The organism is Vibrio sp. Isolate32 (genome assembly GCF_022397955.1).
Lineage (GTDB): Bacteria > Pseudomonadota > Gammaproteobacteria > Enterobacterales > Vibrionaceae > Vibrio.
In genome coordinates this window covers 216,021-239,481 of the sequence record NZ_JAKEUQ010000002.1, presented here as the reverse complement: position 1 = coordinate 239,481, position 23,461 = coordinate 216,021, and the positions used below count along the sequence as shown (strand labels likewise).

18 protein-coding genes, 1 pseudogene and 1 riboswitch are annotated in these 23,461 nt (G+C 43.5%); of the genes and pseudogenes, 14 read left to right on the top strand and 5 right to left on the bottom strand.

Annotation, left to right across the window (positions count from 1 at the left end):
* Nucleotides 1-51 precede the first annotated feature (51 nt).
* Nucleotides 52-1,419, bottom strand: coding sequence for a lysine-sensitive aspartokinase 3 (gene lysC, locus L1D11_RS02555; protein WP_239834010.1), 1,368 nt, complete (start codon nt 1,417-1,419; stop codon nt 52-54).
* Nucleotides 1,420-1,527: 108 nt separating this feature from the next.
* Nucleotides 1,528-1,705, bottom strand: a riboswitch (Lysine riboswitch).
* A gap of 176 nt (nt 1,706-1,881) precedes the next feature.
* On the opposite strand from lysC, the gene L1D11_RS02550 reads away from it, so the two are divergent.
* A complete protein-coding gene (locus L1D11_RS02550; RefSeq protein WP_239834011.1) occupies nt 1,882-3,021 on the top strand; it encodes an alanine--glyoxylate aminotransferase family protein in 1,140 nt (379 codons plus the stop codon).
* 99 nt (nt 3,022-3,120) lie between these two features.
* Here L1D11_RS02550 and L1D11_RS02545 read toward each other — a convergent pair whose 3' ends face one another.
* From L1D11_RS02545 to L1D11_RS02530, 4 genes are all read right to left on the bottom strand, one after another.
* Nucleotides 3,121-4,884 carry a PglL family O-oligosaccharyltransferase gene (locus L1D11_RS02545; protein WP_239834012.1) on the bottom strand — a complete coding sequence of 588 codons (1,764 nt, stop codon included), beginning with the start codon at nt 4,882-4,884 and terminating at the stop codon, nt 3,121-3,123.
* A 96-nt stretch (nt 4,885-4,980) separates the two neighbouring features.
* On the bottom strand, nt 4,981-7,812 hold the full coding sequence (uvrA, locus tag L1D11_RS02540; RefSeq protein WP_239834013.1) for an excinuclease ABC subunit UvrA: 2,832 nt from the start codon (nt 7,810-7,812) through the stop codon (nt 4,981-4,983).
* Between the two features lie 149 nt (nt 7,813-7,961).
* Complete coding sequence (gene galU / locus L1D11_RS02535; protein WP_239834014.1) at nt 7,962-8,834, bottom strand: UTP--glucose-1-phosphate uridylyltransferase GalU; 873 nt, start codon at nt 8,832-8,834, stop codon at nt 7,962-7,964.
* A 156-nt stretch (nt 8,835-8,990) separates the two neighbouring features.
* Nucleotides 8,991-9,638, bottom strand: coding sequence for a LuxR C-terminal-related transcriptional regulator (locus L1D11_RS02530; protein WP_239834843.1), 648 nt, complete (start codon nt 9,636-9,638; stop codon nt 8,991-8,993).
* A 278-nt stretch (nt 9,639-9,916) separates the two neighbouring features.
* On the opposite strand from L1D11_RS02530, the gene L1D11_RS02525 reads away from it, so the two are divergent.
* The 13 genes and pseudogenes from L1D11_RS02525 (at nt 9,917) to L1D11_RS02465 (ending at nt 23,390) form a co-directional block, all read left to right on the top strand.
* Nucleotides 9,917-10,468 (top strand): single-stranded DNA-binding protein, encoded by a 552-nt coding sequence (locus L1D11_RS02525; RefSeq protein ID WP_239834844.1) that lies wholly within the window; start codon nt 9,917-9,919, stop codon nt 10,466-10,468.
* A 161-nt stretch (nt 10,469-10,629) separates the two neighbouring features.
* Entirely contained in the window at nt 10,630-12,645 is a 2,016-nt protein-coding gene (csrD, locus tag L1D11_RS02520) for an RNase E specificity factor CsrD (protein WP_239832717.1), read from the top strand.
* 2 nt (nt 12,646-12,647) lie between these two features.
* Nucleotides 12,648-14,090, top strand: a complete 1,443-nt coding sequence (locus L1D11_RS02515) for an MSHA biogenesis protein MshI (protein WP_239832720.1) — start codon at nt 12,648-12,650, stop codon at nt 14,088-14,090.
* Complete coding sequence (pilO, locus tag L1D11_RS02510) at nt 14,090-14,737, top strand: type 4a pilus biogenesis protein PilO (protein WP_239832722.1); 648 nt, start codon at nt 14,090-14,092, stop codon at nt 14,735-14,737. The genes L1D11_RS02515 and pilO overlap by 1 nt, the downstream gene beginning before the upstream one ends.
* Entirely contained in the window at nt 14,730-15,062 is a 333-nt protein-coding gene (locus tag L1D11_RS02505; protein WP_122054001.1) for an MSHA biogenesis protein MshK, read from the top strand. The genes pilO and L1D11_RS02505 overlap by 8 nt, the downstream gene beginning before the upstream one ends.
* Nucleotides 15,063-15,077: 15 nt before the next feature.
* The gene (gene mshL, locus L1D11_RS02500) at nt 15,078-16,736 is read left to right on the top strand and encodes a pilus (MSHA type) biogenesis protein MshL (RefSeq protein WP_239832723.1); all 1,659 of its coding nucleotides are present in this window, start codon (nt 15,078-15,080) and stop codon (nt 16,734-16,736) included.
* A 47-nt stretch (nt 16,737-16,783) separates the two neighbouring features.
* Entirely contained in the window at nt 16,784-17,623 is an 840-nt protein-coding gene (locus L1D11_RS02495; protein WP_122053997.1) for an AAA family ATPase, read from the top strand.
* Nucleotides 17,624-17,625: 2 nt separating this feature from the next.
* A complete protein-coding gene (locus L1D11_RS02490; protein WP_239832724.1) occupies nt 17,626-18,786 on the top strand; it encodes an MSHA biogenesis protein MshN in 1,161 nt (386 codons plus the stop codon).
* Nucleotides 18,776-20,497 (top strand): annotated as a pseudogene (locus L1D11_RS02485) (GspE/PulE family protein); the annotation flags it as partial. The gene L1D11_RS02490 and the pseudogene L1D11_RS02485, both read left to right, overlap by 11 nt.
* Before the next feature lie 50 nt (nt 20,498-20,547).
* Nucleotides 20,548-21,771: a type II secretion system F family protein gene (locus L1D11_RS02480; protein ID WP_239832726.1), complete on the top strand. Its 1,224-nt coding sequence runs from the start codon at nt 20,548-20,550 to the stop codon at nt 21,769-21,771.
* Nucleotides 21,772-21,774: 3 nt separating this feature from the next.
* Complete coding sequence (locus L1D11_RS02475) at nt 21,775-22,230, top strand: MSHA biogenesis protein MshF (protein ID WP_239832727.1); 456 nt, start codon at nt 21,775-21,777, stop codon at nt 22,228-22,230.
* Nucleotides 22,231-22,307: 77 nt separating this feature from the next.
* On the top strand, nt 22,308-22,883 hold the full coding sequence (locus L1D11_RS02470; RefSeq protein ID WP_239832728.1) for a prepilin-type N-terminal cleavage/methylation domain-containing protein: 576 nt from the start codon (nt 22,308-22,310) through the stop codon (nt 22,881-22,883).
* A 33-nt stretch (nt 22,884-22,916) separates the two neighbouring features.
* Nucleotides 22,917-23,390 (top strand): prepilin-type N-terminal cleavage/methylation domain-containing protein, encoded by a 474-nt coding sequence (locus L1D11_RS02465; RefSeq protein WP_239832730.1) that lies wholly within the window; start codon nt 22,917-22,919, stop codon nt 23,388-23,390.
* The last annotated feature ends 71 nt before the right edge of the window (nt 23,391-23,461 follow it).

The window sequence follows — 23,461 nt, the reverse complement described above, 5'->3', positions numbered from 1 at the left end:
CTTTTTGTATCTGGGATTTGGTTAATTTAAACCAATTAGCTAACCATCGTCTTATTCAAATAGCTCTTGATGCAGTTTTTGAATAGCTTGTTTAGACACTGATTCATTAAGGAGGAAGCACAGGTTATGAGGGCTTGCTCCGTAACAAATCATACGTAGATTGAAATCTTCCAGAGTGCCAAACACCTGCTTTGCATAGCCTTTATTTTCACTCATGTTGTTGCCAATAAGCGCAACAAGGCATAGGTCGTGTTCAATATCGACAGAACACAACTCTTCAAGCTCCAGTCGAGCAGTTTCTGGTAACTCAGGAGCACCGCCAGAGGTATCGGTTTGATCTAGAGTCAGTGAGACACTGATCTCTGAAGTCGTGATGAGATCGACTGAGATCTTATGTTTAGCAAGGATCTCAAATACCTTCGCCAAAAAGCCGTAAGCATGGAACATGTTTGCACTGCGAAGCGTAACCATCGTTTGGTTGCAACGAAGAGCAAGTGCTCTGAATAATGGTGAGCTTTCAACTTCTTGGCGAATCCAAGTTCCACCTAACTCTGGTGCTTTAGAAGAGCCGACAAATACCGGGATTTGGTGACGCAATGCAGGTACTAGAGTTGAAGGGTGCAGTATCTTCGCACCAAAGTTTGCCATTTCCGATGCTTCGCTAAAACTGATCTCTGGGATTGGAGAAGCTTTAGGTGCGATACGAGGATCTGTGGTGTAGATACCCGGAACATCCGTCCAGATCTCTAAGCCAATCGCTTGTACTGACTCTGCAATAAGCGCTGCTGAGTAATCACTACCACCACGACCTAAGGTTGTTGTATTACCGTCACTATCTGCACCAATAAAGCCTTGTGTGACTACAACTTGTTGTTGGCACAGTGGAATCAGTTTCTCTTTCGCTAATACTGAAATCTCTTCAAGCTGAGGTTCTGCTTTCCCGAAGTCATCATTGGTGCGCATTACTTCTCTGATATCGAAGCGAACCGCCGATGTACCACGTTCACGAAGTATTTGAGCAAGAAGGTGTGTCGACATCAACTCACCGCTCGCGACTAAGTGATCGGTTAACTTAGTGCTTGTTTGAAACGATGCAGCCTCGGCAGCGCTCGCAATGTCGTCAAGAATGGAGTGAACTTCTTTTTCGATGCTGATTGGATCAGCAAGTTGGTCAAGAACTGCATTGTGGATGTCCGTTAATTGGGTCATCACTGCCTGACGGTGAGCTTTGTCTTGAACACCATTTGCCAGTTCAACGAGTAAATTGGTTACACCTGAACACGCAGAACTTACGACTAACTTGGTATTTGAGTTGTTTTCAATAATGGCAGCACAACGGCTCATTGCTTCAAAGTTGGCAACACTTGTACCACCAAACTTAGCGACATTAAAAGAACCAGCTACATTAGATCCACTCACGATATATCTCCCACGACTTCCTAAAATAAAATTACGTTTGGGTAATCCAACGTCCAATGTTTTTCGAAGAGAGTTTTAGAGCAAAAAGAGAGGAATTATATGAATAGTAACCTCAGAAGCTCTTCACCATATAGATATGGTGACAGTTGCCGGGATTCAGCCCGCTCAACCGATAATAAAGGTCCGACATCCTTTTATTATCTCGGCACTGCTCCCCATGAATGTTCTGTATTGGAAATGCGGTTCCACAAAACATCTGCCTGGGCAGTGCTCCTCTTCTGCTAGATAGCCATTTCATTGAACGTTTTTGTGGTAACAATGTCAATCCGTAACTTGAGATAATTGAAAAATAATTTTAACAATTATGTGACAGTGGTTTGACCTCAATACTTATGGCTAATTGCTGAGGTAATCAATTTGCTTTAGGGTGGATTGTTCACAACATTAACGTAAGGGATGTACATGTCTAATTTAACACTCACTACTGCTATCGAGAGCTTTTATCCGCCACACCGAACGTTAATGGGACCTGGTCCTTCTGATATCTCGCCTCAAGTGCTGCAGGCTTTGAGCCGTCCAACCATAGGTCACCTAGATCCGCTGTTTATTGCGATGATGGATGAACTTAAACAGCTTCTTAAATATGCATTTCAGACAGAGAATGAGTTTACGATTGCAGTATCAGCGCCGGGCAGTGCAGGTATGGAAACCTGTTTTGTTAATCTTATTGAGCCCGGTGAAAAGGTCATCGTCTGCCGCAATGGCGTGTTTGGTGAACGTATGCGAGAAAATGTAGTGCGCTGCGGTGGTGAAGCAATTCTTGTTGACGACGAATGGGGTAAGCCTGTTTCAGTTGGAAAGGTACAGCAAGCGCTATCAGAAAACCCAGACGCAGTCGCGATTGCTTTTGTGCATGCTGAGACTTCTACTGGAGCACTATCGGATGCTCAAGCAATCTCTGCGGTTGCTCGCCAGTTCGATGCATTGACGATAGTTGATGCTGTAACCTCATTGGGTGGAGTACCACTGTTAGTGGACGAATGGCAGCTCGATGCGGTTTATTCTGGTAGTCAGAAATGCTTGTCTTGTGTTCCAGGTTTATCACCAGTGACGTTCTCTCAGCGTGCTGTTGATAAAATGAAAGCACGTCAGTCACCGGTACAAAGCTGGTTCTTGGATCAGAGCCTAGTATTAGGTTACTGGAGCGGTGAAGGTAAGCGTAGTTATCACCACACTGCACCAGTCAATAGTCTTTACGCGCTGCATGAGTCTCTCGTGCTATTGAAAAATGAAGGCTTGGATAATGCTTGGTCTCGTCATCATGCCATGCATCAAGAGTTGAAAGCGGGCGTAGAAGCATTAGGGCTGAAGTTTGTTGTTGATGAAGAGAGCCGTTTACCACAGCTTAATGCTCTTTACTTCCCTGAAGGAATTGATGAAGCGAAAGTCAGATCACAGCTTTTAGAAGAGTATAACCTTGAGATTGGTGCAGGTCTTGGCTCTTTGGCTGGTAAGGCATGGCGTATTGGTTTGATGGGCTACGGTGCTCGTAAAGAGAATGTCGCGTTGTGTCTTAAAGCACTGCAAGACGTACTTAAATAATCAAGTTAGACTAGTTCCAAAGAAAAGCGCACGAGGTTCGTGCGCTTTTTTTGTTTTTCTCAAGGTAAGGTGCGAAAGTTATTTCTCGCTAGCCCTTAGCTATTCTGCGGATGAAGCATTGTTTTCTGCTTGAGATATTTTCTTGTATTGAACCTGTGAAAAGTCTCTGTTAGGGAATAAAAATTTCGCTTCGCTGCGGATTTGTTCCGCTTTGCTTTCTTCCCCTAAACCTTGGTAAGCAAGAATCAGATTGCTGTAGAAAGCCGGCCTTGGTTTAGTTTTTATGATCTCCAGTGACCAATCGATATAAGGTTGTATAAGACTCGGATCGGCTTTGTAGAGGCCAATGTTGAGGTAAGTGCTGTAGATGTCCCAATCGTAGCGATCTTTCCACACCACAGGGTTGGTGACTTGTTTGAGAATATCTGGGTTTTTAGGTTTAGAAAGCTCAAACTTAGTCAGTACATAGTTGGTATGCAGGGCGCTCAACATATAGAAACTGACCAAGATAGGGATCACTAAGCTCGACACTCTAAACAGGGTTTTACTGATGATGCTGAACGGTTGTTGATAATGACGTGAAGCGCGTTGATCGACCCAGTAAATCAATATAATGAATGTTATCCAGTGAATCGCCGAGTGGTAAAAAGGATACTCAAGCTGAGAGTGTAAAAGAATTGGTATGAATAACGCGAGCAGAGCTAGACGCGTTCCCTTTGCAGAACTTGCTATGCGTGACATCACCAATATTGCAGCAATCAAGATCCCGATGATTGGTACAATTCCTCCTTCTACTCCCCAAAACAGAAACTCATTGTGCGGGTGATCCATGGAAGGAAGACCTGGGTGATAGTTCGAATTCAGTTGATGCTGACGAGCGGTATACAGGGTGTACTCAGATTCAAACTTCCCGTAACCATAACCAGTAAATGGCTTTTCGATCATCATATCTAGAGCTTGTGGGAAGGTATAAGCTCGCGGGCTTTCTAAGTGAGTCCTTTTACTTGCAAGACTATCTGTCGTGCTGAGGTTGATCACCGTAAACGCCACCACGATACCGACAACTACGGATGCGCACCAGCCGAAAAAGCGTTTCTTAGTCGCGAACTTGTATAGATAGGGCAAAATACAGATAAACCCAACCACAGCGGCCAACCACCCCGTACGTGACGCAATAATAATCAGTAAGGGCACAGTTAAGGTTGGCGTTAAATACAGTAGGAATGATTCGCTGATTTTATGGTTATATTTAGCTGGCTGTCTTGCTAATAAGTAAGCAGAAAGGACAAAACCCGTCGCCAAAAAGCTAGCCATTACATTAGGTTGTTGGAATATCCCATATGGTCGGTTTGCAGCTGTGTTGTAACCAAATAAGTTGCCAGGTTCCAATAAGAAATATTGCACATAGCCAAATAGTGCTTGTATAACAACAGCAAGCACAATGAACCACAACATGCGCTGTTTATGTTTATTACTGAATTTGAATTGTTGAAGAACCACGAATAAGGCAAAGCCAGCCCATAACCCAAGTAATCGACCTGAAGCCCCTTCCGGCGAAGCATTGCGGTATAGAATAGGCAATGTGAGTATCACGCAGCTTATCAGCAAACCTATGGTTAACTTGGAATACTTGAGTACTCGATTGGTCGCTAGTTGGTAAAACCCAATCGCTAGAGTGAAGCTTAGAGCCAGCCAAGTTGTTGGATTAAATGATAACGCAAGGCCTGAGCCACCAGGGTTCGGCATGAAAAAGTGCATGGCCAACAAGAATACGACAGCCAATGAAGCCAGAAATGCTTTGTTGAGTGGTAGTTGAGTGACCTGATTTTCTAGCTGGGTACCGCTAGTGTGTATTGTTGCCATAAATCCCTAACCTTATAAAAACAGAGCTTGTTCCTTCTGAAACAAGCTCTGTTACTTTAACACTTTTCTATCTGCCCACTGGGAGCTATTTTACACCTACTTCAAATTTAACATAGGCTTAAGGAAGTGAGCAGTGTGTGAACCTTCGACCAACGCCACATCTTCAGGTGTGCCTTCTGCAACAATCTCACCACCACCTTGACCACCCTCAGGGCCGAGATCGAGTATCCAGTCTGCCGTTTTAACGACATCCAAGTTATGTTCAATTACTACAACGGTATTACCGTGATCACGTAGGCGATGTAATACGGTCAGTAGCTGTTGGATATCGTGGAAGTGAAGGCCTGTTGTTGGTTCATCCAGAATGTATAAAGTCTTTCCTGTATCTCGCTTCGACAACTCACGCGCCAATTTAACACGTTGAGCCTCACCACCAGATAGGGTAGTTGCGGCTTGCCCCAAACGAATGTAAGAAAGGCCGACATCCATGAGAGTTTGCAGTTTGCGAGCGATCACTGGAACCGGATTAAAGAACTCACGTGCGTCTTCTACGGTCATTTCCAGTACTTCGTCGATGGTTTTACCCTTGTAGCGAACTTCTAGTGTTTCACGGTTGTAGCGCTTGCCCTTACACACATCACATGGCACATAAACGTCTGGCAGGAAGTGCATTTCTACCTTGATAACACCGTCGCCCTGACACGCTTCACAACGTCCGCCACGCACGTTAAAGCTGAAGCGTCCCGGTTTGTAACCGCGTGAGCGTGACTCTTGTGTTCCAGCGAACAACTCACGAATAGGTGTGAAGATTCCTGTGTAGGTTGCAGGGTTTGATCTTGGCGTTCGACCGATAGGGCTTTGGTCAATATCGATTACTTTGTCGAAATGTTCTAAGCCTTTGATCTTTTTATGCTGCGCAGGAACTGCTGTTGTTGCACCATTGAGTTGGGTATGGGCGACTTTAAAGAAGGTGTCATTGATCAGCGTAGATTTCCCCGAACCTGATACGCCCGTAATACAGCTGAACAAGCCCACAGGAATTGTCGCGGTGACATTCTTTAGGTTGTTCCCCGTTGCGCCAACGATCTCTACGACCTTTTTCTTGTCGATCGGCGTTCGTTGTTTTGGTACTTCAATCTCTTTAACGCCACTCAAGTACTGACCTGTCAACGAATTTGGATTGTCGATGATATCTTGCATAGTGCCTTCTGCGACGACGTGACCACCATGAACACCAGCCCCAGGGCCGATATCGATAACATGGTCTGCACAGCGAATGGCATCTTCGTCATGTTCCACAACAAGCACGGTATTGCCTAAGTCTCTGAGGTGAATCAAGGTTTGCAGCAGGCGTTCATTATCACGCTGGTGGAGGCCAATCGATGGCTCATCTAATACGTACATGACACCCACTAAACCTGCACCGATCTGACTCGCTAGACGAATTCGTTGTGCCTCACCACCAGACAGAGTTTCTGCACTGCGTGATAGGTTTAGGTAGTTCAAACCAACGTTAACCAAGAAGTGTAGGCGATCATTGATCTCTTTCATTACTTTATCGGCGATCTGCCCACGTTGACCGTCTAACTTCAACTCTTGGAAAAACTGTAGTGCGTCAGCAATGCTGAGTTCAACGATTTCAGGCAGTGTTGTATCACCGATAAATACATTTCGCGCTTCTAATCTCAGGCGAGTACCACCACAGCTAGAACACGATTTGGTTGAGATGTATTTGGCAAGATCTTCACGTACTGCGCTAGATTCAGTATCGCGGTAACGTCGCTCTAAGGTATTTAAAATCCCTTCGAATGGATGACGCTTAACTCGAATATCACCTCGGTCATTGATGTACTTGAATTCCACTTCAGTACGACCTGATCCCTTGAGAATGATCTCTTGAGTCTTTTTAGGAAGAGAATTAAATGGCGCATACAGATCAAAACCATAATGGTCTGATAACGACGTCAGCATCTGGAAATAGTAGTAGTTCTTTTGATCCCAACCTTTAATCGCACCTTCTGCAATACTTAGGTTTTCATCTAATATCACTCGGCTTGGGTCAAAATATTGTTGAACACCAAGGCCATCACACGTACCACAAGCACCTGCCGGGTTGTTAAATGAGAATAGGCGTGGCTCAAGTTCCTGCATGCTGTAACCACATTTTGGACAAGCGAAATTAGCAGAGAACACGATCTCTTCTTGATCTGTTTCATCCATCCAACCGACAACGGCAATACCACCAGAGAGCTCTAACGTGGTCTCGAATGATTCAGCTAAACGTTGTTGAAGATCTGGACGAACTTTGAATCTGTCTACCACGACCTCAATGGTATGCTTTTTATGAAGTTCTAGTGCTGGTGGATCGGATAGGTCGCATGTCTCACCATCAATACGCGCGCGGATAAAGCCTTGCGCAGCTAAGTTTTCAAGAGTCTTTACGTGCTCACCTTTACGTTCTTTAACGATTGGTGCTAAGAGCATCATCTTTGAACCAACAGGTAACTCAAGTACCTTGTCTACCATTTGGCTGATGGTTTGTGCGGCAAGTGGTGTGTTGTGTTCTGGACAGCGAGGCTCGCCGACTCGTGCGTAAAGAAGTCTAAGATAGTCATAGACTTCTGTAATAGTACCGACCGTTGAACGAGGGTTATGAGACGTCGATTTTTGTTCTATTGAGATAGCCGGAGATAAGCCTTCTATGTGGTCGACATCCGGCTTTTCCATAAGAGATAGAAATTGACGAGCGTAAGCAGACAGGGACTCAACATAACGGCGTTGCCCTTCTGCGTAGAGGGTATCAAACGCAAGTGATGACTTACCTGAACCAGAGAGACCTGTGATAACAATCAGCTTATCACGAGGGATGGTAAGGTTTACGTCTTTGAGGTTATGCGTACGAGCGCCTCTGATTTCTATTTTATCCATCTCAACAGACCATGTAATTTTTAGTGGCTAAAGTATTACATAGAGTGAGATTTGTGCAAAGTTTTACTGGATAAAAAAACAGTAATTAAAAAGGACGACTCAAAGAGCCGTCCTTTACATCGTGTGAAATGTTACTTACCAGTCAGCAGTTATGCTTCTTTCTGTGTTGAATGTTTGCCTAACTCAACTTGCTGCTGATCTTTCTTGTATAGGTTTTCAAAGCAGTAGTTTGTTGCTTCGATATAACCTTCAACACTACCACAGTCAAAACGTTGGCCTTTAAATTTATAAGCCAATACACAGCCCGCTTTTGCTTGTTTTAGCAATGCATCAGTGATCTGGATCTCGCCGCCTTTGCCTGGTTCAGTCTGCTCGATCAGTTCAAAGATATCTGGAGTCAGAATATAACGACCAATGATCGCTAGGTTGCTTGGAGCAGTACCTTGTTCTGGCTTCTCTACCATGTCATCAACACGGAAAAGGTCATCTTTGATCATTTCGCCTGAGATAACACCGTACTTGTGAGTCTCTTCTTCAGGAACTTCTTGAACAGCAACGATAGAACAGCGGAACTGTTTGTATAGGGCAACCATTTGTGCCAACACGCCTTGTTGTTCATTTACACATAGGTCATCGGCAAGTACCACTGCAAATGGCTCGTCGCCCACAAGTTCACGACCTGTCAAGATTGCGTGACCTAGGCCTTTCATTTCGCGTTGACGGATATAAGTAAAGTTTGCAGCTTCAATCGTTTCACGAATATTAACCAGCAGGTCTTCTTTATTTGTGCCACTGATCTGATGTTCAAGCTCGTAGTTCTTATCAAAGTGATCCATCAATGAATGCTTACCACGGCCAGTAACGATGCACATGCCGTCCATACCAGCTTCGATCGCTTCTTCAACACCGTATTCAATCAGAGGCTTGTTTACTACAGGCATCATTTCTTTAGGCATTGACTTAGTTGCAGGTAAAAAACGTGTACCGTAGCCAGCCGCCGGGAAAAGGCACTTTTTGATCATGGTAAAACCCTTTATCTATAATAATTATCAATTCAAATGAGTTGTTGATATTTCTGAGGGCAACTCTAGCATAAGTTATATCGAAAATTCAGCAACAATAGCTATGGCTTTCTAGAGCTTCCCTCAAAATTATCGTCAGACTAAGAGGTAGATTGATTATGCAAGTAGGTTCTGGTTTGCCCAAGCAATGGCTTGAACCCTATTTTTGACCGCCAACTTACGGAATATCTGATAAAGGTGAGACTTCACCGTGAACTCACTAATAAAGAGGTCATCGGCTATTTGTGTGTTTGATGAACCTGATTGGAGACAACGAATGACCTGGATCTCGCGAATAGTGAGATCAACATTGGTAGGCGTTGTGTTGGTATTGACCATATTACGGTAGTAAAACAGCAGTTGGTTGGTGACCTTTCTTGGCAGCCAGTTATCGCCATCGATTACCTCTCGTAAACCATGAGCAATCTTGTCTTTTTTATCGGTGTTATAAAACAGTCCTTTTAATACACCATAAGTCAAAAGCTCTGAGGTCGGCAGTTGCTGTGGGACATTAAACAAAATGATCTCATGGTTTTTCCACATTACGGTCAGATTAGGGCAGATAGCTAATAGCTTTGGCACTTCTTTATAGTCGACAAGAAGAATACGATTACTCTGCTTTCTATCTACCAACATTAAGTCGTCCGTTGTCATCTTATAAAGTATAATAGATAAGTGCTTTTCTATCTCTTTTACATGTAGATAGGTGTCACTCGGATCGATACATAGAAAATGCAAAGTGCGAGCATATCGAGACTTTCTCATTGAAACTCCTTGTTTAAGTTGGATTAGATTTCACGTTGTCATGCACGCTTTAGCTTCTCTAGTGTCTTATTTATTACTTGCGTTGAATATCAATCTGCGAAGTAAATGAGTGGTTTGTAAGTGTATAAAAAAGCAACATCGCTCTGAATATCATGATTTGTTGCGTTTTTATTCTTTGTGGTGGAGTGAGAATAGGAAGCGATTTATCACAGCTGAAAAGCATGCTATTCTTGTTCGCTAAAAATTTTCTGAGACTATGAATTTAGACGGAGCAAATCATGGCTAGCCGTGGAGTTAACAAAGTTATATTAGTGGGTAACCTAGGTAATGACCCTGAAATTCGTTACATGCCAAATGGCGGTGCAGTAGCGAACATTACCATTGCAACGTCAGAGTCATGGCGTGATAAAGCAACTGGCGAACAGCGTGAAAAAACAGAATGGCATCGTGTTGCTTTGTTTGGCAAGCTAGCGGAAGTTGCTGGTGAGTACCTACGTAAAGGTTCTCAAGTTTACATTGAAGGTCAACTTCAAACGCGTAAATGGCAAGATCAAAGCGGTCAAGATCGCTACACAACAGAAGTAGTTGTTCAAGGCTTCAATGGTGTGATGCAAATGCTTGGTGGCCGTGCCCAAGGCGGCACTCCTGCTCAAGGTGGTATGGGTAACAACCAACAGCAAGGTAGCTGGGGTCAACCACAGCAGCCACAACAGCAACAATACAGCGCTCCTGCTCAACCGCAAAAAGCGCCTCAACAACAAGCTCCTCAACAAGCTCAACCTCAATATAATGAGCCACCAATGGATTTTGATGATGACATCCCATTTTAAGGATTGTTTTTAATATATTATAAAGACAGTCTTAAGTCGGAGGAAGCCGCGTCCATCGCGGCTTTTTGCTACCTAGAATTCTTAACGATTTATTTACAACGTCCATTTATTGTATCAGTGGTAATACGACAACTTGTGAGTTGAAAAGGATTTCTTTATTTATGAGATATACCCCAACACTAAAATTGAGCACTCGATTGATCGCATTTGTCACCGTGATAGTTATCAGTGCGATGTTCATTCTTTTTATTGGTGGTACGCTTTCCTTTAAACGTATTGGGCAGGAATATTTGGACCATTATTTGGTTGGTATTGTTGATGTTGTAGATAAGGAAATGGAAGACCCAGATGCCGCGTATTCCATGCAGCGTTGGATGCCTAAGATGTTGCAGGCGAGCAATATTGTTGAGATGAAACTCTCGAACAAGACTGGTATCGTTTATCGTTTCAAAGACACCTCCCCACAAATTGCCCCCAGTCGCCTTTATGAGAAAATCTTCGTTTTAGAGCGCAATGAAGGTTATCGAATCGAGTTTAAAGCGCTTCCCCCCTATATTGGCTTCAGCTATTCAATAGAAGCTATGTTGTCAATTACTTTGGCAGTCGCACTGGTTCTTTTCTGCCTTGCTTGCGGTGTTCGTTGGTTGAAAGAGCAATTAATGGGCTCTGAGATCTTGGAAGAGCGCGGAAGAATGATTTTAGCCGGGCAGGTGGAAGCACATGCAAAAGGGGATGAGCGAGAGTGGCCATATACCGCAAGTGAAGCTTTAGATGTATTGATTGACGAGCTACAAGACGCTCGCCAGGAACGAAGTCGCTTTGATACCTTTATTCGTACCTATACTTTTCTAGATAAACTCACGGGGACGGCAAATCGAGTTCTATTTGATAACAAGCTTGAATCGGCATTGCAAGAAAGCGGAGCTCGAGGTGGTGTGTTACTAGTGCGTATCGACGAGTGGGAACAGGTACGTGATGCCAATGATAAGCAAACCACCGACGGCTTTATTATTGAAGTAGGTAAAGTTTTGTCGAATATTGTTCAGCACTACCCTGATGTTATGTTTTCTCGCTATTATGACGCGGATTTTGCTGTATTTATCCCACATCAAGGTGTCAAAGATATTGCGACGCTGGCTGCCCAGTGTTTAAGACAACTTGATAAGCTAACACCACCAGAGCCTTTAGAGTCGGATAATTGGTGCCATATCGGCGTGACCATGTACACCGAAGGTGAGCGTCATAGTCAAATCATGGATGAAACGGAAACCGCATTAAAGAGTGCCCAGTTAGAGCGTATTAATAACTGGAGCCGTTATCCTAAAGAGAGCAAAAATGAGCTTCATAGGGGCAGTGTGCGTTGGAGAACTCTACTTGATAAAGCTCTGCTTCCTGAGAATTTAGTGATCTTTGCTCAGCGATGTTACCTTTTACGGGAATCTGGTCAAGTTTATGAATTTAATAGAGAAATATTTACTAGAATTCACGATCCAGATAAAGGTTTATTGAAATCGTCTCGATTCATGCCAGCCGTCGAACAGGTGGGGTATCAAGCGCGGATGGATAAATCGGTTTTAAAGATTTTGCTAAAATCGCTGAAAGAGTCTGGTCGGCCGACCCATTATTCGGTGAATCTAAATGTAACCCCATTTGCAAGTAAACATCATTTTAAGTGGTTTAGGAGTGAGTTATTACAGCTCTCTTCTCAGCATCGATCTCAGCTTGCTTTTGAGTTTAAGGAAGGGCACCTGATTGCTCATCTTGATTATATGAGACCTGTGGCAAAAATGTTGCGAGGTTTAGGGTGTAAAGTGGTGGTTTGCCAAGCAGGACGAACGATTGTCAGCACTCACTATATAAAGGATTTGAAGGTTAATTATATTAAACTTCATAGAAGCCTCACAAAGAAAATCGATAAAAGGCATGAGAACCAACTGTTTGTTCGAAGTTTGATCGGTACATGCGGTGATTCCCCAACTCAAGTCATTGCCGTTGGAGTTGAGACAAAACAAGAAAAGAATACCTTGATAGAGTTAGGCATTAACGGTTATCAAGGAAGATATTTCGACGACGAACAACAAATCATCCCTTTGCCTAACCAAAATGAAAAGGCTGTGAGAGCGGAATCTGTTGTAAAAGTTGGTCGAAGAAATCGATGGCGTAAGAGTAGTAGTTAAAAATGAATTTTAAAGCGATTTTAGAAAAAATAAAGCCAACAAATATTAAAGGTAGTTCCCAAGTTGTCCTATTGGGTAATGACGCCGTTTATATTTCATCGGGAGATCTAGAGCCTCAAGTCACGTGTATTCCTGTGATTAATGGGGGCTGGGAAAGTGTACTAAAAAAATCGCTTAGCAGTGAGGCGTTTGCCAGTAATAGCCTTCAGTTGATTATCTGTGCTAATTTCTATCAAACTTATCAAATTGAGAACCCAGGCATTCCAGAGAGTGAATGGTCTGTTGCGCTGCCATTTTTGATTAAGGATCTTGTTTCTGAGAGAGCCACTGAAATTACCGCGAGTGCTGTAGCTTTGCCCATGTCGAATAAGCTACAAGTGTATGTTTTACCAAAAATACTGTTAGATAAGCTGGTGAATATTACTAGCTCGGCGCAAGTTGAGCTGATAGGTGTGGTTCCAGAGGATGAAATCTGGGGGTATAGTACTGGTGAGCTCTCTAACTTTATCCTTTTGCAACGCAGCCCTAACACGCACTTCAAACTTGGTGCGTTTGTTGAAAATACCATTTGTTTTCAAAGAACGATTCGAAGTGTTATTCCACCTTTAACGGGTGCTGCTTCTAGTGGTCTGCAATTAGACGCCCTTGCCTTGGAGCTTCAGCGTTCTATTGATTACCTTTCCTCTCAGTTCAAAGGTACTCAGCTCCATCAGCTAAAAATCTGTTGTGATGAGGAAGATGAGGCTGAACTGCAAAGCGCTTTAAACAACACATTGAGTTCGGCAGTTTCAATATTGGTTGAAGGTGAACGTGATAATTCGGAGAGTTTGTTGGTTAAACTCGCGGCCAAAAAAGATACTTTTAAAGTCAATCTTTACCCTGAACATCTCAAACCTAAAAAAGAATATTTTACTCTGAAAAATGTTGTTGCGAGTTGGGGACTGGTTTGTGTATTGCTACTTGGTGGGTACTTTGTGATGCAGTATCAGTCTTCTAATTTAGATGGTGATATAACGGTTTTGCAACATGAATCAAATCAGCTTAATAATCAAGTTGACCAATTGAACAATAAGTTAACTCAGCATAAACCGTCTCCAGAGAAAGCGGCGGCCGTTAAGCGTCTCAAACGTGAGACTGAGGCTAAAAAAGAGGCGTTGAAGGCGGTCGGACAATACGACGAATCACAACAAGTCGGGTATTCTGGCGTCATGAGTTCCTTAGCTAAATTAGGCCGAAATGACATCTCTCTTTCACACATCTATATGACTCACGATATCTTAGATCTTAGTGGCTTAGCTCGTAACGCAAATGTTATTCCTAACTGGGTTGGTCAGTTTAAAAGTGAGTTGAATTTAGTGGGGCGTGCTTTTGAAAAACTTAAAATTGGTCGTAATGATCAGGATGTGGTGACGTTTGAGTTAAGTACTCGCAGGGAGAGTAAGTAATGCTGAAGTGGAATCAACTTAGCGATAAGTTTCTTGCATTTAGTCATCGAGAAAAATGGCTACTTTTCGTGTGTGGTTTTGTTGGTCTATTTATGTTGTTGTTCACCTTGTTGGTTGAGCCAGCGTACCTCGACCTTCAAGCTAAAAATGCCAAGATGACTAGCCTGAACCAATCAAATCAGAGACAGCAAGGTGAACTGCTTGTTTTGCAAGCCCAATTGAACAAAGACCCTGACAAAGAGGTTAGCCGAGAGTATAAAAAGCTGCTAGTGGAGAACCAAGAGCTTTCACTTCAGCTTTCAAAGATTGTTGAGAGGCTGATCACGCCTTCTCAAATGTCGCAGTTATTGGAGAGCGTTCTTAATGCAGGTAACGGACTGAAGTTAGAGGCGCTAGAGTCACTAAAGCCAGAAGCGATTTCTAACAAACAAGAGACCAGTGAATACTCTGGTTACTTTCTTCACCCTGTTAGAATGGAGTTGACAGGCAGTTACTTTGATATCCTAGCGTACCTTCAAGCGCTTGAGTCTCTTCCTGTGAGCTACTACTGGCGCACATTAGAATACTCAGTAGAAGAATATCCTAAAGCTCGACTAGTGTTCGAGGTTTACACATTAGGCACTAGACAGGAATTTATCGGTGGTTAGAACTCTTTTGTTGTCCTTGCTGTTTAGCAGTTCCGTTGTATGGGCTGAGCAAGATCCAACGGCGCCATTAGATTGGCTTTCACCTCAACAAAAAACAGCGTCAGCTAAAAAGGCGCCAACTCGTTATCGCTTACCTTCTTTAGAAAGTATCGTGTGCAAAGCGGATATGCCATGCTATGCCATTTTAAATGGCAAAATCCTTGGCCAAGGAGAGACGATAAGAGGGTACCGAGTTAAGAATATAGATCCAGAATACGTCACTCTGCAGAGAAGCTCTAAGCAGTGGAAATTAGAGATGTTCTCTTTGGATGTTAAGAATAATTAAGGTTAGAGTGAAGACATGCGTAAACTTGTAGTATCAATCCTAATATCATCTTTAGTAGGCTGTTCGATGGGGCATAGAGATCCTGTTGAGATAAAAGAGTCTTTAAACGAATCAATTAATGAATCCAATAGTAAAGCGCTTCATGATCTACCTTCGTCGGTACAAGATGACCTGATGCCTCGGCTTAATACTGACCCTCTGTCTTCAGGTATGGAAACGGTTAAGCGTTTTCGTATTCAGGCAAAAGGGGTAGAAGCGAGAACCTTTTTTGCTAGCTTAGTGAAAGGTACAGAATACAGCGCGGCGATTCATCCAAGTGTATCTGGAAAGCTTACGCTGAACTTAACGGATGTAACGTTAGATGAAGTGTTGGCTGTGGCTCAGGATATGTATGGCTATGATATTGAAAAGCGTGGCAAAGTGATTCAGGTATACCCTGCAGGTCTTCGTACGGTCACCATCCCTGTCGATTATTTACAAGTGAAGCGCTCAGGTCGCTCATTGACCACGATAACAACGGGTACGATCTCTAATTCAGACAACAGTTCATCGAGCTCCGAATCAAATTCGTCGAATTCATCCAATTCTTCAAATAATTCAAATTCGACCTCGAACGGTGGCACAGAGATTGAAACCACATCTGAAAGTGATTTTTGGCCACAACTTGAAGCGGCGGTTGCGCACCTAATTGGTTCTGGAGATGGTCAAAGTGTTGTGGTTACTCCTCAGGCGAGTGTGATTACAGTGCGCGCTTTCCCTGATGAAATTCGTGAGGTTCGAGAGTTTTTAGGAATATCGCAGAAGCGTTTACAACGCCAAGTTATCTTGGAAGCGAAGATCATGGAAGTGACTTTGAGTGATGGCTATCAGCAGGGTATTAACTGGACCAAGATGTTTTCGTCGAATGGCACTAACTATACAATCGGCATGGGCTCAATTGTTAAAGATGCAGCAGGTGCAATTATTCCTGGAGCCTTACCTGGTGCCGACCCCATCAGTGCTGCGCTCGGTGGACAGTCAAATCTTGTCGTTTCTGGTGGTAGCTTTGAGGCAGTCCTGAGCTTTATGGGTACACAAGGTGACCTTAATGTGCTCTCTAGTCCAAGAGTTACCGCTTCAAACAACCAGAAAGCGGTGATTAAAGTAGGAACGGATGAATACTACGTAACAGATTTATCAAGTGCTGTTGGCAGTGGAGATAACGCGAATGTTGCTCCTGAAGTAGAGTTAACCCCATTTTTCTCTGGTATTTCTTTAGATGTAACGCCCCAGATTGATGACAAAGGCAATGTCTTCTTACATGTTCATCCGGCAGTTATAGAGGTTAATGAAGAAGTTAAAGAGCTGAACTTAGGCTCCACCACCGGCCTAGTGTCACTTCCACTTGCAAGGAGCTCGATTCGTGAATCGGATTCCGTGATTCGTGCGCAAGATGGGGATGTGGTGGTGATTGGTGGACTCATGAAATCACACACTACAGACATGACCTCAAAAGTTCCATTTTTGGGTGATATCCCAGGGTTAGGCTATTTATTCCGCAATACAAGCCAGTTGACGCAAAAAACAGAGCTCGTGATCTTATTAAAACCCACGATAGTAGGGGTTAATACTTGGCAGTCTGAATTAGAACGCTCTCGTGATTTGCTTCAGCAGTGGTTTCCAGATGAAGAATAAATACTTACCTTCTAGATTTGCAGTGTTTCACTAAGCTGGATGAATTAATGTACCAAGCTCATTTTGGTTTTGAACAGCTGCCTTTTACCTTAACACCAAATACCGACTTTTTTTACGGATTAGCCCCGCATTTTGAGGCGATTCAAACGGTTATTTCGGCGTTAGAGATGGGAGAGGGCGTCATCAAGGTGACTGGAGAGGTCGGCACCGGCAAGACTATGGTTTGCCGGATGTTGGTTAATCATCTAAAAGATTGTACCGCTTTAATATATTTGCCAAATCCAGTGCTTTCAGGGGCTGACTTACGTCATGCTGTTGCGAAAGAGCTTGATTTGAATATTGAAAACGAAGTTACGCTAGTGGATAACATTCAACATAAGCTGATTGAGTTACATCGCTCAGGCTTAAGAGTGGTTGCGATTATTGATGAGGCACAAGCTCTCTCCGATGAAGCGTTAGAGACATTGAGGCTGTTCGGTAATCTGGAAACTGAAGACAAGAAGTTACTTCAGATAGTATTATTCGGGCAGCCCGAATTAGACGCTCGATTAGAGGCTTATCACCTAAGACAATTTCGTCAAAGAATCACCTTTAGTTCAACATTGAGAGCACTAACTCTTGATGAGGCTGTGGCTTACATTGATAACCGGATTACGAAGTCTGGCGGTAATACTGAACTGTTTAGTTTGAATCAAAAAAAGGCGATTTGTCGTTCTTCACTCGGTATCCCAAGGTTGATAAATCAGCTATGCCACAAGGCTTTACTGCTTTCGTTTAGTGAAGATAAAAATAATATCGACAACCAGCATCTGTTTTCAGCCATGCATGATACCTACGATGTGTGTAAGCCAAAATTTAAAACGCCAATACTGTGGGGTTGGAATTAATTATGAGCGTTATTAACAATGCCTTGTCTGAATTGGCAAAGAAAAAATCAGCGACTTCTTTTGAAGCGGTAGTCGTACCTAAAGTAAAAACGCGTTCCCCCCTAGTTTGGGTTGTTGCGAGTTTTACTTTGAGTTTAGCGATGGGAGGCTGGGCGATATCGCAAGGTCCAGTGATTGAGCAGTCAATCTCAACACGAGATTTACAGGTTCAAGTTTCTGTCGTTGATGATTCAAATAGCATTCAGGAAGCCGTTCAACCTATCTCATCACCAACTAAGAAATTGGTGACACTAGACTCTTCGACCCTTTCAACAGAAAACACAGTGACGGTAAAAAGCGTTCAAGCTAAGCCAAGTGTTTCCGAATCCGTTGTAATATCTTCCCCAAAAACGACAAAGCAGCAAACACTAGCTAAACCTCTAAGCACGCCTAAAACGGTTAATACTGAAATTACTCAACCGATTTACGTTGCTAGTGTGGCAAAAAAAGATCCCACGCCTATCTCTAATGAGCATGGAGCCTCTGATGTTTCAGAAAATAGCGGCATGCTGATCGAGCAAGTTGAGCTAACACCTGAACAATTATCAACGAATGCACAAGGACGAGCTCAGAAGGCGCTTGATGCAAATGATCTTACTGGTGCTCTGAAAGGCTACACAGAAGCTCTGCGTTATACAGCAAGAGATGAAGATGTCCGTCAAAAGCTCGCGATTCTCTATTTCGGGAAAGGCGACACTCGTAAAGCGTATGAATTGTTTCAGTCGGGTATTAAACTCAACATTAACAGTGAAAAACTACGTTTAGGGCTATCAAAGCTGTTGATTAAAGCGAATCAATCAGAAGCGGCTTTAAGTCCGTTAATATACTTGCCCCCGAACCCTAGCCAAGATTATTTGGCAATGCGTGCCGCGTTGAGTCAAAATTCTCAGCTAGAAGAAGTGGCATTGGAAAGCTACCAAAAGTTAGTAGAGGTCGATTCAGATAACGCTCGTTGGTGGTTAGGCTTAGCTATTCAACAAGAACGCCAGCTCGATTTAACGGCAGCTAAAGCGTCATATCAAGGTGCCTTAACCAGAGTCGGCATATCATCCCAATCACAAAATTTTGTACGTGACCGGTTAAAAATACTCAATGTTTTAGAGGAGAGTGGCGATGCAAATTAGATTAAGAAAAAGGCTTGGTGATTTGCTTGTCGAAGAAGGCATTATCACTGAGGCTGAAGTCGAACAAGCTCTTGTCTCTCAAAAGAGCACTGGGCGTAAGCTTGGTGACGCGCTGATAGAGCTTGGTTTCTTGTCAGAACAGCAAATGCTGAGCTTTTTGTCTCAGCAGCTCGGAATTCCTCTTATTGATCTAAGCCGGGCTAATGTTGATGTAGAATCTGTACAGTTGTTACCTGAGGTACATGCTCGTCGCCTCCGTGCTTTAGTTCTTGGACGTCAAGGTGACATATTGAGAGTTGCGATGAGTGATCCCGCAGATCTGTTCGCACAAGAATCGCTGCTCAGACAATTAGGTCAGTATACTCTGGAGTTCGTTATTGCTCCAGAAAAGCAACTGGTTGATTGTTTTGATCGTTATTATCGAAGAACTCAAGAAATTGCTTCTTTTGCTGAGCAACTGCATGCCGAACACCAAGTCAATGACGCTTTTGATTTTAATATTGCCGATGAGGACAGTCAGGAAGTCACGGTTGTTAAACTCATTAACTCTTTGTTTGAAGATGCGGTTCAAGTCGGGGCCTCCGATATCCATATTGAACCTGATTCAAATGTGTTACGTATTCGCCAGCGTATTGATGGTGTGTTACATGAAACGTTGTTGAATGAAGTTAATATAGCTTCTGCGCTTGTACTTCGCTTGAAATTGATGGCAAGTCTCGACATATCGGAGAAGCGCCTCCCTCAGGATGGCCGCTTTAATATTCGTGTGAAAGAACAATCGGTTGATATTCGTATGTCAACCATGCCAGTACAGCATGGTGAATCTGTGGTGATGCGTCTCCTTAATCAATCGGCAGGTTTACGTGAATTAGAGGCATCAGGTATTCCCATTGACTTGCTTGTTCGTCTTCGTCAGCAATTGCGTCGCCCTCACGGTATGATTTTAGTTACCGGACCGACTGGATCGGGTAAAACGACCACGCTATATGGTGCTTTGAGCGAGTTGAACCAACCAGGAAGAAAGATCATCACAGTAGAAGACCCTGTTGAATATCGCCTGCCACGTATCAACCAAGTTCAAGTTAACCCTAAAATTGATCTCAATTTTTCTACTATTTTGAGAACCTTTTTGCGTCAAGATCCCGATGTTATCCTCATTGGTGAAATGCGCGATCATGAAACCGTTGAAATTGGTCTGAGAGCGGCCTTAACCGGTCACTTAGTGTTGAGTACGCTCCATACAAACGATGCTATAGACAGTGCGCTGCGTATGATGGATATGGGCGCACCAGGTTATTTGGTGGCTAGTGCTGTGAGAGCGGTCGTTGCACAACGACTGGTTCGCAAAGTATGTTCCGATTGTAAAGTTGAGGACGAATTAGACGAAGCGCGTAAACAGTGGCTGAGTGTCCGTTTTCCTTATCAAGTCGACGTACCATTCAGCAAAGGATCGGGTTGCCAGAATTGCAACTTCACGGGATATCATGGACGGATTGGTGTGTTCGAAATGTTAGAGTTAGACCAAGGGATGATGGATGCACTCAGAACCAATAACGCCGTTGGTTTTGCTCAATTGGCCAGACAATCTGAACATTACAAACCGTTACTGGCTTCTGCGATGGAGCTTGCCGTGCAAGGTGTTGTGAGTCTCGATGAGATAATGTACCTCGGCGAAGGCGATGCTTCAGGAACAACGGAACCCATCTATCTTAAGGCATTGGCATCAGATCAGCCTTCTCAGATTCCTAAGGATGGCGCACCATGCCCACATACCGCTACGTAGGCCGCAACGCTGATGGCAGCCAAGTAACGGGCCTATTAAATGCGAATAGTGAAGATCTTGCCGCCGATAGTCTGATGAATAAGGGGATTATTCCTACCTCTATCAAGTTAGGAAAAGGTGGCAGTTCTATAGTCGACGTGGATTTGTCCAGCCTATTTTCTCCGAGTGTCCCTCTTGAGGTGTTAGTGCTGTTTTGCCGACAGTTGTACAGCTTAACTAAAGCGGGAGTGCCTTTATTAAGATCGATGAAAGGCCTAACACAAAACTGTGAAAATAAGCAGTTGAAAGCCGCTTTAGAAGACGTCGTCGCTGAACTAACAAACGGCCGGGGATTATCGGCATCGATGCAAATGCACCCTAACGTGTTCAGCCCTTTGTTTGTGTCGATGATAGGTGTAGGTGAAAATACAGGTCGTTTAGATCAAGCTTTACTGCAGCTAGCGGGTTACTACGAACAAGAAGTCGAGACTCGTAAGAGAATAAAAACGGCGATGCGGTATCCCACTTTCGTGATTACTTTTATTTTGATCGCGATGTTTATTCTCAATGTAAAAGTGATCCCGCAGTTTACCACTATGTTTACTCGCTTTGGTGTTGAGCTCCCTTTACCCACTCGTATATTGATTGGCATGTCCGAGTTCTTCGTCAACTACTGGGGCTTAATGCTTGGGGTGATCTTCGGTTTGATGTTTGGATTTAAAGCCTGGGTCAAAACAGACAAGGGGCTTGAACGTTGGGATCGGATACGTTTAAAAATGCCCATTATAGGTGGTGTGCTTAACCGAGCGCTGTTGTCGCGTTTCTCTCGTACTTTTGCATTGATGTTAAAAGCGGGTGTGCCACTCAACCAGTCATTAGCGTTATCGGCTGAGGCTTTAGACAACCGTTTTTTAGAGCTGCGAGTTCAGGCCATGAAATCAGCCATTGAAGCCGGTAGTACAGTTTCATCAACAGCGGTCAATAGCGAAATTTTCACACCACTGGTGATACAAATGATCTCAGTCGGCGAAGAGACGGGGCGCATTGATGAACTGTTGCTTGAGGTGGCTGATTATTATGATCGAGAAGTCGATTATGATTTGAAAACCTTAACAGCGAGAATCGAACCAATCCTATTGGTTGTTGTTGCTGGCATGGTCTTGATTTTAGCATTAGGTATTTTCTTACCGATGTGGGGAATGTTGGATGCCATCAGAGGCTAGAGGATGCTAAATAACCTACAGCGCTCACGTTTTGTTGTTTGGAGTACGGTTATTCTTGCGCTGGTTGTTGGGTTACTATCGGCATTTAAAACGGTAGAAGAACAAGCGACGAACACAGCATTGATTGTGGCAAGTAAGCGAATCTTAGAGCAAGCCAATCTGTTCAAACAACACTATTTGTTATCGGCCACAGAACCTAGTCACGATTTGGAACCGCTCAAAAGTTATAGCCGAACAGGTTGGATTAGGCCCGTTTATGGCTCGAAGCGGGACTGTCGATATTGGCTAGACCAACTGTACCCTCAAGAGAGTATTTTCGGGTTAAGCTCTCCAACAATAGAAGATAGAAGTGATAATACGCAGTTTCACTGCGTTTATCATTACAGCGATAAATATCAAATAGATGTACTACTTAAACAAGAAAGATTCAGCGTAAAAGCCAATATTTTGGCTTTGTGAAAATATTGACACTATTTTTTTGTGTTATACGTTTGCAAATGTATAATGCGTGATAGTAATTAGACAGTAGGTATAAAATGCTTAAAAATCAAAGGGGTTTCTCCTTAGTTGAGTTGGTTATAGTCATTGTTGTTGTGGGTTTATTAGCGGTTGCTGCCTTGCCTCGCTTCTTAGATGTGACGGACGAAGCCAAAAAAGCAAGCATTGAAGGTGTCGCTGGTGGTTTTGCGACCGCCGTTTTGTCTGCAAGAGCGCAATGGGAAGCAAAAGCACGACCATCAGAGACGATCGGTGGTGAAACATACAATACCATAGACTATGATGGTGTTGACTTTTGGCTAACTCGTTCAAAAAGCAGCAATAATGTGGATACTGGTTTTCGAGATGGTTACCCATGGACCCTGAATGACAATACCGGCAGCGCGCCACAAGATATTTCAGATCAAACCTGTACTGAACTGATGCTGAACTTGCTGCAAAACCCACCGCAAGTGGCGGAGGTTAATGCTATTGATAGCCATTCAAATTTTAAATATTCTGCGCAAGCAAATTCCGGTGATGCCACGTGTACTTACATTCAACTTGAAGGTAATACGGCGCACCAATTTGTTTACGAACTTAAAACGGGTCGTGTGACCGTAACTTTGCAGTAAATCTGCGTAACATTTAATATAAAGAGCTTAATTATGAAAAGACAAGGCGGTTTCACCCTAATTGAACTAGTGGTTGTAATTGTTATTCTGGGTATTCTTGCTGTAACTGCGGCACCCCGTTTCTTAAATCTACAAGATGATGCGCGCAATGCATCATTGCAAGGTTTGAAAGGGGCTATTGATGGTGCGGCTGGTATCGTGTATGGCAAGTCGGCGCTTCTAGGTCAAGAGGCTGTATCACAAGGCAAAAGTGTTGAGGGGATCGCTACGGCGTATGGTTACCCAACAGCAACGTCGGCCGGTATTGGTAAAGCTGTCGTAGGCTTGAACGAAGATTGGAGCTCTGCTATTAACAGCACTGGCGTGATGACACTGACTTTTAAAGGTAAAAGTGCTGCTACCGAAACAACTTGTATTGTTACATATACACAAGCAACAGGAACGACTGCTGCATCTGCAGCCAAAGCAACTGTTGTTACTGGTACTGGTTGTAAAGCAAGCCAGTAATCGTTTGATTGCTAATTCAGGCTAGCGTTTGCTGGCCTTTTTTCTATCTACAATACACCTATTTCAAATTA